Raw genomic sequence first — 16770 nt, forward strand, 5'->3', positions numbered from 1 at the left:
TTATCCCTGTTTGACTTTGAGCGGCAGCACGCGGACCGGGTCGCCGGCCTTCACGTCGAGCGCGGCGGCATCGTCGGCCGACAGCACGAACGAGCCGTTCGCGACCACGCCCGGCGCGACGCCGACGCGGAAATCGTTGAGCGACGTGTTCGACACGAGCGACTTCGGCGCGTCGTCACGTGCATCGGGCACGCCGATCGCGACCGGTACGACGACGCTCTCGCGCACCGTGCGCAGGTCGTTGACGTGGCATTCGAGCACGGGGCCCGCATCGAAGATGTCGACGTGATTCTGGTAACGCAGCCCTTCCGCTTCGAGCATCTTGCGGGCCGGCAGCGTGTCGCGATGCGTGAGGCCGACCGCGTCCTGCGCGTCCTGCGGCAGCAGGTCGACGTACACCGGGTAGCGCGGCATCAGTTCCGCGAGGAACGACTTGCGGCCGTGCGAGCTGAGGTAGTCGGCCGCGTTGAAATCGATCTGGTAGAAGTGCGAACCGACCGCGCGCCAGAACGGCGACGTGCCGTCCTCGTCGAAGTGGCCGCGCAGTTCCGCGCAGATGCGCTCCGGAAAGCGGTCGCGGAATTGCGCGATGAACATGAAGCGCGAACGCGACAGCAGGCCGCCGACGCCGCCCGTGCGATAGCGCGGGCTCAGGAACAGCGAGCACACTTCCGCGTAGCCCGTCAGGTCGTGCGAGATGTTCAGCGCGGACATCCGCGTCCACACGCCGAGCTCCTGGCTCGCGTGCACGACCGTGCTCACGCGATAGTTGTAGAACGGCTGCTCGAGGCCGACCTGTGTTTCGATTCCGCACACGCCTGCGATGTCGCCCGTCTTCGAGTCTTCCATCACGAAGAAGTAGCCGGCCTCACCCGGTGCGGCCCGGCCTTCGAGCGTGCGGCGCGAACGCTCGATGCGCGCGGCGAGCGCGTCGCGGTCGGGCTTGAACGTGGTCAGGCCCGGCCCGGTTTCCTGCGCGAGCGACACGAGCGCGTCGACGTCGCCCGTTTGTACGACCCGAACGACGATCATGCTGCGTCTCCCGTCAAATCTTCATCGCTGCGGCGATGCAGCGGCACGCAGCGCACCACATCGCCTTCCTTCACATCGAGCGCCGCGCGCACGTCGCCGGCCAGCGGCGCATCGTGCGCGTCGCCCGGCAGGTCGGCCAGCACGCAGCGGAACGATTCGCCGCTGCCCGTCGACACCATGTACGCGACGTCGCCCTGCTGATGCGCGGCCTCGCGCACGACGCGCTCCGAGCCATGCTTCACGCACGCGGTGCGGTCGACCTGCGCGGTCAACACCGGGCCGGCGTCGAAGATGTCGACGAAGCGGTCGGGCTCGAAGCCTTCCTCGAGATGGATGTCGTACGCGAGCAACGCCGTTTCGTTCGGCTCGCCGAGCACGCGCTGCGCGGCTTCCGGCAGCAGCGGCACGTAGAGCGGATAGGCCGGCATCACTTCCGCGATGAACGTGCGGCTGCGGCCGCCCGATGCGATGTCGACGTCGGTGAAATCGCGGCCGAAGAACTTGCGGCCCACCGCTTCCCAGAACGGCGATGCGCCGGTGCCGTCGCTCACGCCGAGCAGCAGCGTGAAGACTTCCGGCGTGAAGCGGCGCCGGTTCGCGGCGATGTACATCATCCGGGCGCGCGAGATCAGGTGCGCGGCCGCGTCGCCGCGCAGCGACGGATCGACGTAAAAGCCCGCGAGCCGGCTCTTGCCGGTCAGCTCGTGCGACATCGTGAGCGCGTGGATCTTGCGGTTCACGTGCAGCTCGCGCGACGCGTGGATCAGTGCGTCGTTGCGGAACGCGTAGAACGGTTCCGAGTAGCCGGCCGCGGCCACGATGCTCGCCGTGCCGAGCAGCTTGCCCGTCGACGAATCCTCGAGCACGAACAGATAGAACTCCTCGCCGGCGAAGTCGACGTCCGCGCGAAACGAATCCTCGGAGAGCGCCACGCGCGCTTCGAGCGCCGCGCGGTCGTGCGGCAGCGAGTGCAGGACCGGCTGCGCGGTGCGCGCCATGTGCGCGAGCGCATCGAGATCCGTGAGTTTGCCGGGGCGAACAAATAGCATCGTCGTTCCTGTCTGCGATGGGCGCGCCGCTCAGCGCGCGGTGGCTTCCTGTGCGGTGAGCACGTGTTCGACCGCCTTCTCGAAGCGCTTGGTGCCTTCGTCGAGCAGGTCGAACGGGATCACCAGCGACGGCACGAAGCGCAGCACGTTCGGGCCGGCGATCAGCATGATCAGGCCGTTCTCGGCGGCGGCGGTGACGAAGTCCTTCGCGCGGCCGTCGAATGCGGCGGTGAGTTCCGCGCCGACCAGCAGGCCCTTGCCGCGGACGTCCTTGAAGATGCCGAAACGCGCGTTGATGCGTTCGAGCGCGCCCTTCAGGCGCACGCTGCGTTCGCGCACGCCTTCGAGCAGGGCCGGATCGCCGATCAGTTCGACGACCTTGTCCGCGATCGCCGACGCGAGCGGGTTGCCGCCGTACGTCGTGCCGTGCACGCCGACCTTGAAGTGCGCGGCCAGTTCGTTCGTCGTCAGCATCGCGCCGATCGGGAAGCCGTTGCCGAGCGCTTTCGCGGTCGTGAGGATGTCCGGCGTGACGCCCGTGTCCATGTAAGCGTAGAACTGGCCCGTGCGGCCCACGCCCGTTTGCACTTCGTCGAAGATCAGCAGTGCGTCGTTGGCGTCGCATGCTTCGCGCAGCGCCTTCAGGAACGCCGGATCGGCCGGGATCACGCCGCCCTCGCCCTGCACCGGCTCGACGATCACGGCGCAGGTTTGCGGGCCGATCGCGGCCTTCGCGGCTTCGATGTCGTTGTACGGCAGGTGCTTGATGCCGGCCGGGACCGGGCCGAAGCCTTCCGAGTACTTCGGCTGGCCGCCGACGCTGACGGTGAAGAACGTGCGGCCGTGGAACGACTGCACGAACGAGATGATTTCGAATTTGTCGGCGCCGTGGCGATCGAACGCGACGCGGCGCGCGAGCTTCAGTGCGGCTTCGTTCGCTTCCGCGCCCGAGTTCGCGAAGAACGCGCGATCGGCGAAGGTCAGCGATTCGAGGCGCTTCGCGAGGCGCAGCACCGGCTCGTTCGTGTAGCCGTTGCCGATGTGCCAGAGCTTGCGGCTTTGTTCGTCGAGCACCTTCAGCAGTTCCGGGTGGCCGTGGCCGAGCGACGTCACCGCGATGCCGCACGCGAAATCGATGTATTCGCGGCCAGCCGTGTCCCACACGCGGGAGCCCTCTGCGCGATCCGGCACGAACGGGGCGGGGGAAAATACCGGCACCATCACTTCGTCGAATGTCTGGCGGGTCACGGTCGAGGTCGTCATGGTCGTTCCTTTCGGTTTCGTAAGAGGGTTCAACAGGTTCAAGTTTAGGTAAGGGTGGCGCAAGCGTCTTGCGGAATTGCGACGGGTTCTATCGGAAGCAGATAGTGCGCGTCATTTTGCCCTCTCGGGCGGGGGGCGTGGCTTGGTTCGTATTTTTCGGAGCTTGTGGGGGTCCGCTCGGGTTGGTCGTGAAGCACCTGCGATCGCGTCGGTCTATTAGCGTCGCCCCTGCGCGGGGCGGCGGTCACTTTTCTTTGTCTTGCCAAAGAAAAGTAACCAAAAGAAAGGCGCCCGACATCGCATGACCTCCCGGTGCCATGGCCATCAGAGTGGCCACCATCTAAGTGTCCGCGCCAGTCAGGACAACGGAGTGGTTCGAGCAATGGTTCTGACACCACTCACTACCCAACAGAGCGGTATACCATCCGCTAGCTCCGTCCTCGCTTCGCTCGGCCGACAGGTCCATCCCCACCATGCCGGCATTGCCCGTCCTCACCAGGCACCCACTGTATTTTCGATACGCAGGAAAGCCTCGCGAGAAAGGGGGGCGCATACATGCCTATCGGAGAACGCCGATCGTCGAACGACCTGCCCATATAAATGCCGAGAGCAGAAAGAGGGCTGGCACTGACAGTTCCTGGAGGAGCGCGAACGCACCGGCATGCCCTGAAGTACCTTGCAGCCGAGCGTAGCGAGGATGGAGCTAGCGGATGGTATACCGCTCCGTGGGGTAGTGAGTGGTGTCAGAACCATTGCTCGAACCACTTCGGGTTCGTGACTGGCGCGGACACTTTTGTGCGGACCACTCCGATGGCTATGGCACCGGGAGGTCATGCGATATCGAGCGCCTTTCTTTTGGTTACTTTTCTTTGGCAAGACAAAGAAAAGTAACCGCCGCCCCGCGCAGGGGCGACGCTAATAGACCGACACGATCACAGGTGCTTCACGCCGCCGCTGGGCGGGCCGCCCCAAATCCGAAAACGCAAAAAAGGCCCAAAAAACCGCTAATCTTTCCCGCGCTCGACGAGCGCCCCACCGCGAGGTTCGCTACCGCCCCCGGTCTGCTTCTCGAGCCAGGCTCGCCGATCTTCCCGCGGCGTGACGCCGAACCTTTCCCGATAGGCATTGGAAAAATGCGCAGCAGAAGAGAACCCACAGGCGAGACTCACCTGCACCACCGACTTGCTGGTCCGCTGCAACTGCGTCCGTGCCTTGAGCAACCGAAGATTGAGGTAATACTTGGAGGGCATCGCCCCGAGATACTGCCGAAAGAGCCGCTCGAGCTGTCGGCGCGACACGCCGACCAACCCGGCGATCTCATCGGTCGTCAACGGATCCTCGACATTGGCCTCCATCAACAGCAACGCGTCGTTCAACCGAGGATGCCGTTCGCCCGGCGCAGTCACAAAAGGAATCCGCTGCCGCTCCTCGCCGCTGCGCAGCGCCCCGACGCCCAGCGCATCGGCAATCCGCTCCGCGAGGTCCGCCCCGTGTTCCCGGCCGATCATCGCCAGCATGAAGTCGACGGTCGCTTGCCCGCCGGCACAGGTCGCCCGGTCGCGATCGATCTCGAAGATCTGCTGCGTGACGATCGACCGCTCGAACTGTTCGGCGAACTGCTGGTACGTCTCCCAGTTCACGCTCACGCGATACCCGGAAAGCTGCCCCGCCATCGCGAGCCACCACACGCCGTGGTGAATGCCGGTCACGACCGGCGTGCGCTGCCCGACCCGGGCGAGACTCGCGAGAAACAGCCGGTAATCGGCAAACTGCTGAAACCGCTCCGATACGACGATCAACCAGTCGCACGCGATCGCGTCGTTGAACGCCGCATCGGCATGCCATTGCGCGCCGCCGGCGAGCGGCACCGGCCGCCCGTCCCACGAACACACCTGCCAGCGGTACAAAAGCCGCCCGTCGATCTCGTTCGCCAGATTCAACGCATCGACGATCGGACCCACACCCGACATCGACACGGGCGGCAATGCAACGATCGCCACCTGCGTCGTGCGGGTGGCGCCTGCGGGACGGGACACCGGTACCACGGTTGAAACCTGCCCTGTCGCGTTACTTGAGGCTGCCCGACAGGAACTGCTTGAGCCGCTCGCTCTGCGGGCGCACCAGCACTTCCTTCGGATCGCCCTCTTCCTCGGTCCGCCCCTGATGCAGGAACATCACGTGGTTCGACACGTTGCGTGCGAAGCCCATCTCGTGCGTGACGACGATCATCGTGCGGCCCTCCTCGGCCAGCTTCTGCATCACCTTCAGCACTTCGCCGACCAGTTCCGGATCGAGCGCGGAAGTCGGCTCGTCGAACAGCATCACGTCCGGATGCATCGCCAGCGCACGCGCGATCGCCACGCGCTGCTGCTGGCCGCCGGACAGATGCGACGGATACTGCTTCTCGACGCGCGGCGGCAGGCCGACCTTCTCCAGGTACTCGCGCGCACGCTCCTCGGCTTCCTTCTTCGAAATGCCCAGCACGTGCACCGGCGCTTCCATCACGTTCTCGAGCACGTTCATGTGCGCCCACAAGTTGAAGTGCTGGAACACCATCGCGAGCTTCGTGCGGATGCGCTGCAGTTGCTTGTGATCGGCCACCTCCAGCGCGCCGGTCTTGTCGGCCTTCGTGCGCACGGCCTCGCCGTCGACGACGATCTGCCCCGCATTCGGCCGCTCGAGAAAATTGATGCAGCGCAGGAACGTGCTCTTGCCCGAGCCGCTCGCGCCGATGATGCTGATGACGTCGCCGGCCTTCGCGTCCAGCGACACGCCCTTGAGCACCTCGTTGTCGCCGTAGCGCTTGTGAATGTCGACCGCGGCAAGCTTCACGGAAGCGGACGCGCTCGTTTGAGTGATCTCGGCCAACTGGCTCTCCTCGAGTGAATTCAATGACGGGCGGCCGCGAGATACGCGAGCCAGTGGCGCTCCGCGCGGCGAAACGCCGCGACGAGTGCGAACGATACCGCAAGATAGATCAGCGCGGCGATTCCGAACGACTGGAACGCCATGTAGGTCGCGGAATTGGCGTCGCGCGCGACCTTCAGGATGTCGGGCACGGTCGCCGTGAACGCGACGGTCGTCGCGTGCAGCATCAGGATCACCTCGTTGCTGTACAGCGGCAGCGCGCGGCGCAGCGCCGACGGCAGGATCACGCGGCGGTACATCGTGAACGGCGTCATCCCGTACGCGCGCGCCGCCTCAACTTCGCCGTGCGGGATTGCACGGATCGCCCCGGCGAAGATCTCGGTGGTGTATGCGCAGGTGTTCAGCGCGAACGCGAGGATCGCGCAGTTGAAGCCGCTGCGGAAGAACGCGTCGAGCAGCGAGTGCGAACGCACGAACTCGAGGCTGTACATGCCCGTGTACATCAGCAGCAACTGCACGTAGAGCGGCGTGCCGCGGAACACGTACGTGTAGAAGCGCACGGGCATCGACACCCACTTGTTCCTCGACACGCGCGCGACCGCCAGCGGCACCGCGCACACGAAGCCGAGCGAAATCGATGCGACGAGCAGCCACAGCGTCACCGCGAGGCCGGACAGGCGCTGGCCGTCCCAGAAAAGGAACGCCTTGCCGAATTCCTGGAGGATCTCGATCATAGTTCTGCGTGCCGCACGCCCATGGAATAACGCTTCTCGAGCTGGATCAGCACGAGGTTGGAGACGGTCGTGATCGCGAGATAGATCAGCGCCGCGACGAGAATGAAGAAGAACATGTTGAACGTGCTCTTGCCGGCGTCCTGCGCGGCCTTCACGACGTCCGCGAGACCGATGATCGACACCAGCGCGGTCGCCTTCACGAGCACCTGCCAGTTGTTGCCGATGCCCGGCAGCGCAAAGCGCATCATCTGCGGAAACATGATCCGCGCGAACACGCGCGCGCCGCTCATCCCGTAAGCCGCACCGGCTTCGAGCTGGCCGCGCGGCACCGACAGGAACGCGCCTCGAAACGTCTCGGTGAAGTACGCGCCGTAGATGAAGCCGAGCGTCAGCACGCCGGCCACGAACGGATCGATGTCGATCTGGTTCCAGCCGACGAGGTCGGTGAACTGGTTCAGCCAGATCTGGATGCTGTAGAACAGCAGCAGCATCAGCACAAGATCGGGCACCGAGCGGATCAGCGTCGTATAACCGGTCGCGATCGCTCGCAGCACCCGGTTGTGCGACAGCTTCGCCACCGCGCCGATCAGTCCCAATGCCACCGCAGTGGCGAGCGACAGCACCGACAGCTCGATGGTCTGCACGGTGCCGGCCCAGAGGACAGGACCAAAGCCGTATAGGAACACGCGCGTCTCCAGAATTGAATGAATGCCGACGCGTATGCCTGTCCCGCGCCGGGCTGACGCGGATAGTCGCAAGCGAAATTGATTGCCTCAAATCACCGTGCGCGCGGTTGCTGCATCGCAGCAATTCGTCCCACCATTTGTGCGCACGACTTACGCCGCTGTTTCAAAAGGGAAAAACCCGCTTCCTGACAGTCTCATGACGCGTCGGGAAGCGGGTTTTTTGCAATTTTCCGGTCGCTTTTTCGATATAGCGCCGCACTGGCCATCGGGCCGAATGGGCATGTCCGGACACGCGCCGCACAATCGCTCGGTCCTGCCCGCGACGCGAGCGGCGCCGATTCGCTGCCATCCACGGCGGCGCCCGCTTTTTGCATCTACAAAAACTCATTGCCATCTCATGTTTTTGCATCCACAATTAGTCGAAATTCCATTCGTTTTCGACGAGGCCAAGGATCTGTCGAACCGACTGAAACACGGCGTCTCGTTGCGAATGGCCGAATTCGCCCAGTGGGAAGCAGCGCGCACATGGGTGGATACCCGCAGGAATTACGGCGAGACGCGCTGGATCTGTCTGGTGCCGATCGGCGCGCGCCTTTATACGGCGATCGTCGTCCCGCGCGGCCGCACGCTGCGTGTCGTCAGCCTGCGAAAAGCCAACAACCGAGAGATGAGTCGATATGAAGAAGGCGGTTAAATTCATCCGCAACACGCCCGAGGAAGAAGCGGCGATCGCGCGCGGCATCGCCGCCGATCCGGACGCCCATGAACTCGGCGACGACGAAATCGATGCGATGGAGCCATTCGTCGAGGTCGTCGCGAAGAAGTTCGGGCGCCCGAAGCTCGAGCACCCGAAGGAACAGGTCAGCATCCGCTACGACGCCGACATCCTCGCCGCGTTTCGGGCGGACGGCCCCGGCTGGCAGACGCGCATGAACGACGCGCTGCGCGACTGGCTGAAGAAGCGCCGCGCGTAAACGTCACCGCCCTTTCAGGATGTCGGAGCGCGACGTCGTATAGACGAGCCCGTCCGGGCCGAAATGGACGTTGAAGAACGCATCGGTGTTGACGCCGTCCTCGAGCCAGCGCCAGCTCCAGACCGTCTCGGGCTTCAGCGGATATTGCGCGATGTCGCCGGGCTTGCCGAGCAGGCGTCGCACCTCGTCCTCGTCCATTCCCGGGCGCACTTTCGCGAAATTCTCGGCGGTCAGCACCTGCGTCGCGCCCGTGTAGCGCCCGTTCGCATCGAGGTCGACGAACCAGGTCTGGTTGCCCATCGGGCCACGCGGATATTCGAGACGCTTCGAGCCGTCGGTGAACGTGCGCTCGGTCTCGGGCTTGCCCATCGTGCCGCGCACGTCGGCCTCGGTCGACTCGCCGACCTTCAGCCCCTTCAGCAGCAGCGGCGCGGGTTTGATCGCGTTGAAGAAGTCTCTGATACGTTGCACGTCGAGATGGCCTTGGTCGTCGCAACCGGTTAGCGCCAGCGCGGCGGCCAGCATCGTCACGGAAAGCAGCCGGAAACGGAAAATCATCGGAAGACATGCGCGTGGAGAAAACACGCGGCAAGGATACCCGCACCGCGCCAAAAGCGCGAGACGGGTCGTGCGGCCCGTCTCGCGTTCAATGCGTCGTTTCGGTTTCGGTCCGGGTTTCGGACGCCCGATTCGCCGGCGGCGCCGTGCGCGGCACGGCCGGCGGCGCGCCCAAACGGCGGCGCGTGCGCACCAGCTCGGCAAGCTGCCACGAGCCGAGCGCGAGGCAACCGAACAGCACCTCGCGGCCGCGCTTGACCACCGCGAGCGACAGCGCCGTCTCGCGGTCGACGCCGAACATCTGCGCGAGCAGCACGACGGTCGCTTCCTGCACGCCGAGCCCGCCCGGCACCATGAATGCCGCATGTCGCACTGCCTGCGTCATCGCCTCGATCGCGATCGCCCCGCCGATCGACACCGGGTGGCCGAGCAGTGCGAGCGCCCAGTAGATCTCGAGCGCGCCGAGCACGTAGCCGGCCAGTTGCCAGAAGAAGGCGCTGAACAGCAGGCCCGTGCGCGACATCAGCGAATCGATGTCGGCGTCGAGGCGACGGCCGTCGACGCCCTGCAGCAGCCGGTGCGAATCGCCGAGCAGGCGGCCCGCGAAACGCTCGATCGCGTGGAAAATACCGCCGCGCCGCATCAGCACCACGCCGAGCACCGGCAACGGCAGCGTCAGCAACAGCGCAAGGCCGATCGTGCCGCCGCCCATGTTGTCGGTCGTCGCGAGCAGCAGCACGAGGCCGAGCGCCGCGAACGCATACTGCACGACGATCGTCACGAGCACCTCGACGATCACCGACGCGGTCACACGGCTCGCGTCGGGCACTTGCCAGCGCGCGAGCCGGATGCCGACGATCTCACCGCCGATCCCGACCACGGGCAGCAGCCGGTTCACGGCCTCGCGCACGGTCGCGATCCACCACAGGAACGGCAGCGAGCTGCGCCGGTCGAGCAGCAGATGCCACGCGAACGCGTCGAGCAGCAGCGGCAGCGCGTGGAACGGTACCAGCCACAGCAGCGCGTAGCCGGCGCGCGCGAGCATCTGCGACACGTCGCCGACGCCTTCGTGCAGCCCCAGCGCGAGCAGGATGCCGATGCCGATCGGCCAGCCGAGCCACTTGATCCACTTGCTCATGACGGCTGGGCTCCCGGTGCGCGCGACGCGTGCGCGCCGCGCCGTGCCGCGGGCTCGCCGAACACGGCGGCGAAACCGCCGGTCGCGACGCCCGCCGCTTTCAGCGCGGCCGCGACGCGCGGCGACAGCAGCGCATCCAGTTCGTCGGCCGGACGGTAGCCGGCCATCGTCGGCGTGATCGGGCCGTCGCCGGCTTCGGCCGGATGGCAGTAGATCTCGCCGACGCCCGGCGGCAGCTTCGCGAGCGCGTCGAGCAGCACGGCCTCGTCCATCGCGCCCGTATGCTCGATGCCGACCACGTAGTCGTTGTGCGCGAGCCCCGCTCGATCGAGCCGCGCGCGCACCAGCGCGATCCACGGCTTGAGCCACGCGGGCGCGCCGGTTTCGTAAGGCAGCCGCACCGCGCGCAGCCCGTAGTCGCGGCCGATCTCGACGATCATCGACAGCACGGTCGGATGCAGGTGGAAATGCTTGTGCGCGTTCACGTGGTCGAGCGGCAGGCCGCTCGCCGCGAACGCATCGAACTGCGCGCGGATTTCCCGGCGCAGTTGCGCGCGAACGTGCGGCAGGAAGAAGAAGCGACAGCCGTCCTTCGCCATCGCATCGCCGAATCGCCCGTCGGGGCCGACGAGTGCGGGAATGTCACGCGCGGGCAGCGTGGCGGGGCCGTCCGCGAGCACCAGATGCAGCCCGACCGCGAGCGACGGCAGCCGCCGCGCGCGTTCGATCGCATCCTGCGCGGCGCTCGCGCCGACCATCAGGCTCGCGGCATTCAGCACGCCGTCGCGATGCGCACGCTCGACCGCCGCGTTGACGCGCGGATGCAGCCCGAAGTCGTCCGCGGTGAAGATCAGCGCCCGCGCCGCCCGCTGCGTCGTCACGAATCAGGCCTCGTGCGCGCGCAGGAAGCGGAAGAACTCGACGCCTTCGCGCAGGCGACGCTTCATCATGTCCCAGCTCGTCAGCATCTCGCGCACGATCTCCCAGATCTTCGACGGACGGAAGTAGAACTCGCGATAGAACTGCTCGAGATGGTGATAGATCTCGTCGCGCGACAGATGCGCATAGCCGATCGCCGCGAGTTGCACGCCTTCCTTGCTCACCAGGTTGATGGTCTTGTTCTCTTCCATCCAGCCGTTTTCCACGGCCTGCTTGTAGAGCGTCGTGCCCGGATACGGCGCGGCGAGCGAGACCTGGATCGTGTGCGGGTTGATTTCCTTCGCGTACTCGATCGTCTTCTTGATGGTCTCCTGCGTCTCGCCCGGCAGGCCGAGGATGAAGGTGCCGTGGATCTTGATGCCGAGCTTCTTGCAGTCCGCGCTGAAGCGGCGCGCGAAATCGGTGCGCACGCCCTTCTTGATGTTCACGAGGATCTGGTCGTCGCCCGATTCGAAGCCGACCAGCAGCAGGCGCAGGCCGTTTTCCTTCATCACCTTCAGCGACTTGTACGGCACGTTCGCCTTCGCGTTGCACGACCAGGTCATGCCGAGCTTGCCCAGACCGATCGCGATGGCTTCCGCGCGCGGCAGGTCGTCGGTGAAGGTGTCGTCGTCGAACATCAGTTCCTTCACTTCCGGCATGTTGTCGCGGATCCACTTCGCTTCCGCGAGCACGTTCTCGACCGAGCGCGTGCGGTAGCGATGGCCGCTGACCGTCTGCGGCCACAGGCAGAACGTGCAGCGCGACTTGCAGCCGCGGCCCGTGTAGATCGACACGTACGGATAGTTCAGATAGCCGATGAAGTAGTTGTCGATCTTCAGGTCGCGCTTGTAGACGGGCGCGACGAACGGCAGTTCGTCCATGTTCTCGAGGATCGGACGCGCTTCGTTGTGCTCGATCGAACCGTCCTTCGCGCGCCAGCTCAAGCCCTTGATCTCGGCGAACGGCTTGCCTTCGGCGAGTTCCTTGCAGGTGTAGTCGAACTCCTCGCGGCACACGAAGTCGATGGCGTCGCTCGCCGTGAGCGAGTTGTGCGGATCGACCATCACTTTCGCGCCGACCATGCCGACCAGCATCGACGGCTTCATCTTCTTGAGATCCTGCGCGAACATCGCGTCGGTCGGGAACGACGGCGTGCTCGTGTGGATGATCACGAGATCGTAGTCGTTGGCGATCTTCAGCGTCTCCTCGACCGACAGGCCGTCGGCCGGCGCGTCGACGACGCGGCTGCCCGGCACGAGCGCGGCCGGCTGCGCGAGCCAGGTCGGATACCAGAAGGAACGGATTTCGCGCTTCGCCTGATAGCGCGAGCCGGCTCCGCCGTCGAAGCCGTCATACGAAGGGGCCTGCAAGAACAGCGTTTTCATGAATGCTCCGGTAGCCTGCATAGTTCGTTTCGTTGCAACGATTCAGTCAAAAATCGCGGGCCGCCATGCGGGCGCCCGCCTCTCCGTCATGTCGCGCCGCGCGGCTTCGCCGTGCGACGCGTCTCGGCCCGCGGGCCGGTTCGATCGACGGCCCTAGCGGCCGTCCACTGCTTCCACGGCCGCCGCCGCGCGTTCGCCGCCGACGACCGTCATCCTCGCGCCGCGCCACACGACGTGCGTGCCGAACACGGCCGCGAGCCACTCGAGCGCGAGCAGCGTATCGCGCACCGCGACGAGCGGCAGGTCGCGCCAGAACGCGCGCCAGCCGTCCTCGCCGCGCGCATGCAGCACGAGCCGCCCGAATGCGCCGACCGCGGCCGCTCCGCCCGCCAGCCAGCCGGCGACGGTGCCGTCGAGGCGCAATGCGAGCGCCGCGCCGATCGCGAGCCACGGCACGGTAAACGTAATGAACAGGAACGCGAAGCCGGCCGGGTTCAGCGAACGAATCGTGCGCAGCCAGCGCGTCTCGCGGTGCCATAGCGGCCCGAACGACGGTTCGATCACGTCGGTCGCGACCTCGACCTCCGACAGCACGGTGCGCCGCCCGAGGCGGCGCGGCAGCTCGGCCAGCCAGAAATCGTCGGCCAGCTCGTCCTTCAGCGCGACGAGACCGCCGATCCGGTCGAGCGTGTCGCGCGTGAGCGCGAGCGTCGCGCCGAAGCCAAAGCGGCTCGAACGGCCGAGATGCGTGATCCGCACCGACGGCGCGAACCAGGCGTCGACGAACTGGGCGCCGATCCGCGTCCAGAAGCCGCCGACGCTGCGCGCATGATACAGGCACGTGACGACCCCGACCGACGCGTCGGCGAGCGGCGCCGTCACGCGCTCCAGATAGTCGGGCTCGACCGCGATGTCGCTGTCCGCGATCACGATGCGGCCGTATTTCGCGCGCTCGGCGAGATTGATCAGGTTGCTGACCTTCAGGTTCTTGCCATGCACGCGCGCGTCGATCACGAGCGTGATGTCGCACTCCGGATGATCGGCGCGCAGCCGCTCGACGATGGCGATCGCCGGATCGGCGGACGATGCGACGCCGAACAGCACCTCATAGCGCGGATGGCGCTGCACGCAGAAAGTCGCGAGGTTTTCGTACAGGTGCGGCTCGGCGCCGCACAGCGGCTTGAGCACGCTGACCGGCTCGAAGCCGTCGCGCACCGCCGTGCGCGGCATGCGCGGCCGCGGCGCGAAGGCCGCGACGAGCGCATAGCCGGCCGCGGCCAGCGTGAACGCGATCAGGAGCCAGTCGAGCAGCGTGACGGTGGGCGTCATGCGCGACGCCTCCCGACGACCTGGGCGCCATGGCAAGCGCGCGAGCGCGATTGAGCGTGATGCGGTTTTCCGACAACGACGAACGCGGGCACGACCCGACTCCTTGTTCCAGCAGCGTCTGTAATGGGGAGGCACGACCCGTTGTTCGGGTTCGGCCATGCCCGGCTTCGCGTGGCGTATCCCCGCGCAGCGCCAGGACGGCATGCGGGAAGACTCGAATGGCTCCATCGGCACAACATGGGCAGGCGCCGGATTTTAGCAGTCCGCGCTGCCCCGCGCTCGGCGCTACGAGAAACGGACTAGTGCAATTCCGGCAAAGCTGAGCGGTCGACGAACCGGATCGGCCCGGCCACGTTCACATTAGCGTAAGCACTTTGCAGGCGTATTGCAGTCTTGAAAATCAAACGTTTCGTGCAAATTTGTATGTCGATGCGGTATCACTTCCAATCGCCGTAAAGTTTGGTAATTAATCGGCGATTGGTTCGATTTTTGCAACGATCGTCGCGAGCAACCCTGCGCCCCTGTAAGGCGCATGGGTATCCGCGCGCTGCCAGCACGTTCCGGAACCCTTTGGCAAAATCCTTGGCGTCTGTTGCGTAATCGCATCACCACGCCCCCCGTTTCGAAGGTCTTCCGATGACACCGTTTTCCGTACTCGATCTCGCCCCCATTCCGGCCGGCGCCGACGCCTCGCAAGCGTTCCGTAACACCGTCGACCTCGCGCAGCACGCGGAGCGCTGGGGCTATCGGCGCTACTGGCTGGCCGAGCATCACAACATGCCGGGGATCGCGAGCGCGGCCACCGCCGTCGTGATCGGCCACGTCGCGGGCGCCACGCAGACGATCCGGGTCGGCTCGGGCGGCATCATGCTGCCGAACCATGCACCGCTCGTGATCGCCGAGCAGTTCGGCACGCTCGCGTCGCTGTATCCGGGGCGCATCGACCTCGGCCTCGGCCGCGCGCCCGGCACCGACCAGACCACGTCGCGCGCGCTGCGCCGCGACCTGGTCGGCAGCGCAGACTCGTTCCCGGACGACGTCGCGGAGTTGCAGCGCTACTTCGCGGAGCCGGTACCCGGCCAGCGCGTGCGGGCGGTGCCGGGCGCCGGGCTCGACGTTCCGGTGTGGCTGCTCGGGTCGAGCCTGTTCAGCGCGCAGCTCGCGGCGATGCTCGGGCTGCCGTTCGCGTTCGCGTCGCACTTCGCGCCGGACTATTTGATGCGGGCGCTCGAGATCTATCGCGCGCAGTACCGGCCGTCGGCCGCATGGCCGAAGCCGCATGCGATGGTCGGCGTCAACGTGTTCGCGGCCGACACCGACGACGAGGCGCGGCGCCTGTTCACGTCGTTGCAGCAGCAGTTCATCAACCTGCGGCGCGGCACGCCGGGCAAGCTGCCGCCGCCCGTCGACGTGCTCGAGGCGAGCGAACTCGAACTCGCGACCGTCGCGCATTCGCTGTCGTTCGCGGCGGTCGGCTCGCGCGACACGGTGCGCGACAAGCTGCGCGACCGTATCGCGCAGACGGGGGCCGACGAGCTGATCGTCACCGCGCAGATCTACGATCATGCCGCGCGGCTGCGCTCGTTCGAGCTGACCGCGCAGATCCGCGACGAGCTCGCGAACGAGGCCAGCTGACGGCCCGACCGGGCGCGGCCGGCCGCCTGCCCCGCATCACTGCGGGTGCACGGCGTCCAGCCCGTCGAGCAGCGCCTTGTGGAACGCGTCCGGGTCCTGGATCTGCGGCGCGTGTCCGAGCGCCGGGAATTCGACGAGCTGCGCGCCGGGAATCGCGGCCTGCGTGCGCTTCGCGAGTTCCGGATAGCGGCCGAGCTTCGCGTGCACGTCGGGCGGTGCGACGTCCTTGCCGATCGCGGTCGTGTCCTTGTCGCCGATCATCAACAGCGTCGGCACGCGGATCGCGCCGAATTCGTAGACCACCGGCTGCGTGAGGATCATGTCGTAGATCAGCGCGGAGTTCCACGCGACCGCGTCGCGGCCGGGGCCGCGATACATCCCGGCGAGCATCTGCACCCAGCGCTCGTACGACGGCGACCACTTGCCCGCGTAGTACGTGCTCTGCTCGTAGCGGCGGATGCCGTCGGCCGTGGTCTTCTGTTCGCGCGCATACCAGTAGTCGACCGACAGCGGCGGCACGCCGAGCGCCTTCCAGTCCTCGAGGCCGATCGGGTTCACGAGCACGAGCTGGTCGGTCGCCTTCGGATACATCAGCGCGTAGCGGATCGCGAGCATCCCGCCCGTCGAGTGGCCCATGATCGTCGCCGACTTCACGCCGACCGATTCGAGCAGCGCGTGCGTGTTGCGCGCGAGTTGCTGGAAGCTGTACTGGTAGCGCTCGGGCTTCGACGACTTGCAGAAACCGATCTGGTCCGGCGCGATCACGCGGTAGCCGGCGCGGCTCAGCACGCCGATCGTGTCCTCCCAGGTCGCCGCGCAAAAGTTCTTGCCGTGCAGCAGCACGACGGTGCGGCCGTTCGGGTGCGCGGGCTGCACGTCGAGGTACGCCATCTCGAGGGTTTCGCGCTGCGACACGAACGCGTATGCGTGCACGGGCGCCGGATACGCGAACCCTTCGAGGCGCGGGCCGTACGCGGGCCCGTCGTTGACGGCGGTCGTCGCGGCGACGGTCGCAACGGGCATCGCGCACGCGGCGGCGGCGCTCGCGCCGAGCACGGCGGCGCGCGCGACGGACAACATCTTGCAAATCGAAAGCATGGCGATCACGGTGATTGGAGACACGCGCGGGCAGTCGGGCTGCAGCCTTGCTGCGTCGCGCCCCGCGATTCTACGCGGTCGCGTGACGACGACGCGCAAC

Annotated in this window: 16 protein-coding genes; 3 read left to right on the forward strand and 13 right to left on the reverse strand. The window is 66.4% G+C overall.

From position 1 onward, the window contains the following. The 7 genes from astA to WT53_RS05460 form a co-directional block, all read right to left on the reverse strand. Complete coding sequence (astA, locus tag WT53_RS05430) at window positions 1-1032, reverse strand: arginine N-succinyltransferase (protein WP_034206827.1); 1032 nt, start codon at window positions 1030-1032, stop codon at window positions 1-3. Beyond that, the gene (gene aruF, locus WT53_RS05435) at window positions 1029-2081 is read right to left on the reverse strand and encodes an arginine/ornithine succinyltransferase subunit alpha (protein WP_034206826.1); all 1053 of its coding nucleotides are present in this window, start codon (window positions 2079-2081) and stop codon (window positions 1029-1031) included. The genes astA and aruF overlap by 4 nt, the downstream gene beginning before the upstream one ends. Window positions 2082-2111: 30 nt before the next feature. Further along, window positions 2112-3344: an aspartate aminotransferase family protein gene (locus WT53_RS05440; RefSeq protein WP_060258791.1), complete on the reverse strand. Its 1233-nt coding sequence runs from the start codon at window positions 3342-3344 to the stop codon at window positions 2112-2114. A gap of 1004 nt (window positions 3345-4348) precedes the next feature. Beyond that, window positions 4349-5389 (reverse strand): GlxA family transcriptional regulator, encoded by a 1041-nt coding sequence (locus WT53_RS05445; RefSeq protein ID WP_059782519.1) that lies wholly within the window; start codon window positions 5387-5389, stop codon window positions 4349-4351. A gap of 22 nt (window positions 5390-5411) precedes the next feature. Continuing rightward, a complete protein-coding gene (locus WT53_RS05450; protein ID WP_034206824.1) occupies window positions 5412-6212 on the reverse strand; it encodes an ABC transporter ATP-binding protein in 801 nt (266 codons plus the stop codon). Window positions 6213-6232: 20 nt separating this feature from the next. After that, window positions 6233-6946 (reverse strand): ABC transporter permease, encoded by a 714-nt coding sequence (locus WT53_RS05455; protein WP_034206823.1) that lies wholly within the window; start codon window positions 6944-6946, stop codon window positions 6233-6235. After that, on the reverse strand, window positions 6943-7632 hold the full coding sequence (locus WT53_RS05460) for an ABC transporter permease (protein WP_006488734.1): 690 nt from the start codon (window positions 7630-7632) through the stop codon (window positions 6943-6945). Before WT53_RS05460 ends, WT53_RS05455 begins: the two co-directional genes overlap by 4 nt. 82 nt (window positions 7633-7714) lie before the next feature. On the opposite strand from WT53_RS05460, the gene WT53_RS34040 reads away from it, so the two are divergent. Then, the gene (locus WT53_RS34040) at window positions 7715-8326 is read left to right on the forward strand and encodes a BrnT family toxin (RefSeq protein ID WP_257127817.1); all 612 of its coding nucleotides are present in this window, start codon (window positions 7715-7717) and stop codon (window positions 8324-8326) included. Then, window positions 8310-8606 carry a BrnA antitoxin family protein gene (locus WT53_RS05465; protein WP_059782517.1) on the forward strand — a complete coding sequence of 99 codons (297 nt, stop codon included), beginning with the start codon at window positions 8310-8312 and terminating at the stop codon, window positions 8604-8606. The genes WT53_RS34040 and WT53_RS05465 overlap by 17 nt, the downstream gene beginning before the upstream one ends. Window positions 8607-8609: 3 nt before the next feature. On the opposite strand, the gene WT53_RS05470 is transcribed toward WT53_RS05465, so the two are convergent. From WT53_RS05470 to hpnI, 5 genes are all read right to left on the reverse strand, one after another. Further along, window positions 8610-9164: a hypothetical protein gene (locus WT53_RS05470; protein ID WP_006488732.1), complete on the reverse strand. Its 555-nt coding sequence runs from the start codon at window positions 9162-9164 to the stop codon at window positions 8610-8612. Between the two features lie 88 nt (window positions 9165-9252). After that, entirely contained in the window at window positions 9253-10302 is a 1050-nt protein-coding gene (locus tag WT53_RS05475; protein ID WP_034206820.1) for a lysylphosphatidylglycerol synthase domain-containing protein, read from the reverse strand. Then, window positions 10299-11183 carry a hopanoid biosynthesis-associated protein HpnK gene (gene hpnK / locus WT53_RS05480; RefSeq protein WP_060258794.1) on the reverse strand — a complete coding sequence of 295 codons (885 nt, stop codon included), beginning with the start codon at window positions 11181-11183 and terminating at the stop codon, window positions 10299-10301. The genes WT53_RS05475 and hpnK overlap by 4 nt, the downstream gene beginning before the upstream one ends. A 3-nt stretch (window positions 11184-11186) precedes the next feature. Further along, window positions 11187-12629: a hopanoid biosynthesis associated radical SAM protein HpnJ gene (hpnJ, locus tag WT53_RS05485; RefSeq protein WP_306453921.1), complete on the reverse strand. Its 1443-nt coding sequence runs from the start codon at window positions 12627-12629 to the stop codon at window positions 11187-11189. Window positions 12630-12761: 132 nt separating this feature from the next. Continuing rightward, entirely contained in the window at window positions 12762-13937 is a 1176-nt protein-coding gene (gene hpnI / locus WT53_RS05490; RefSeq protein WP_034206817.1) for a bacteriohopanetetrol glucosamine biosynthesis glycosyltransferase HpnI, read from the reverse strand. A 636-nt stretch (window positions 13938-14573) separates the two neighbouring features. Between hpnI and WT53_RS05495 the strand changes: the two genes are divergently transcribed. Beyond that, window positions 14574-15572 (forward strand): LLM class flavin-dependent oxidoreductase, encoded by a 999-nt coding sequence (locus WT53_RS05495; protein ID WP_034206816.1) that lies wholly within the window; start codon window positions 14574-14576, stop codon window positions 15570-15572. Window positions 15573-15608: 36 nt separating this feature from the next. On the opposite strand, the gene WT53_RS05500 is transcribed toward WT53_RS05495, so the two are convergent. After that, entirely contained in the window at window positions 15609-16670 is a 1062-nt protein-coding gene (locus WT53_RS05500; RefSeq protein WP_060258797.1) for an alpha/beta fold hydrolase, read from the reverse strand. Window positions 16671-16770 lie beyond the last annotated feature (100 nt).

The sequence above is a fragment of the Burkholderia sp. MSMB2157WGS genome, from assembly GCF_001532755.1.
Lineage (GTDB): Bacteria > Pseudomonadota > Gammaproteobacteria > Burkholderiales > Burkholderiaceae > Burkholderia.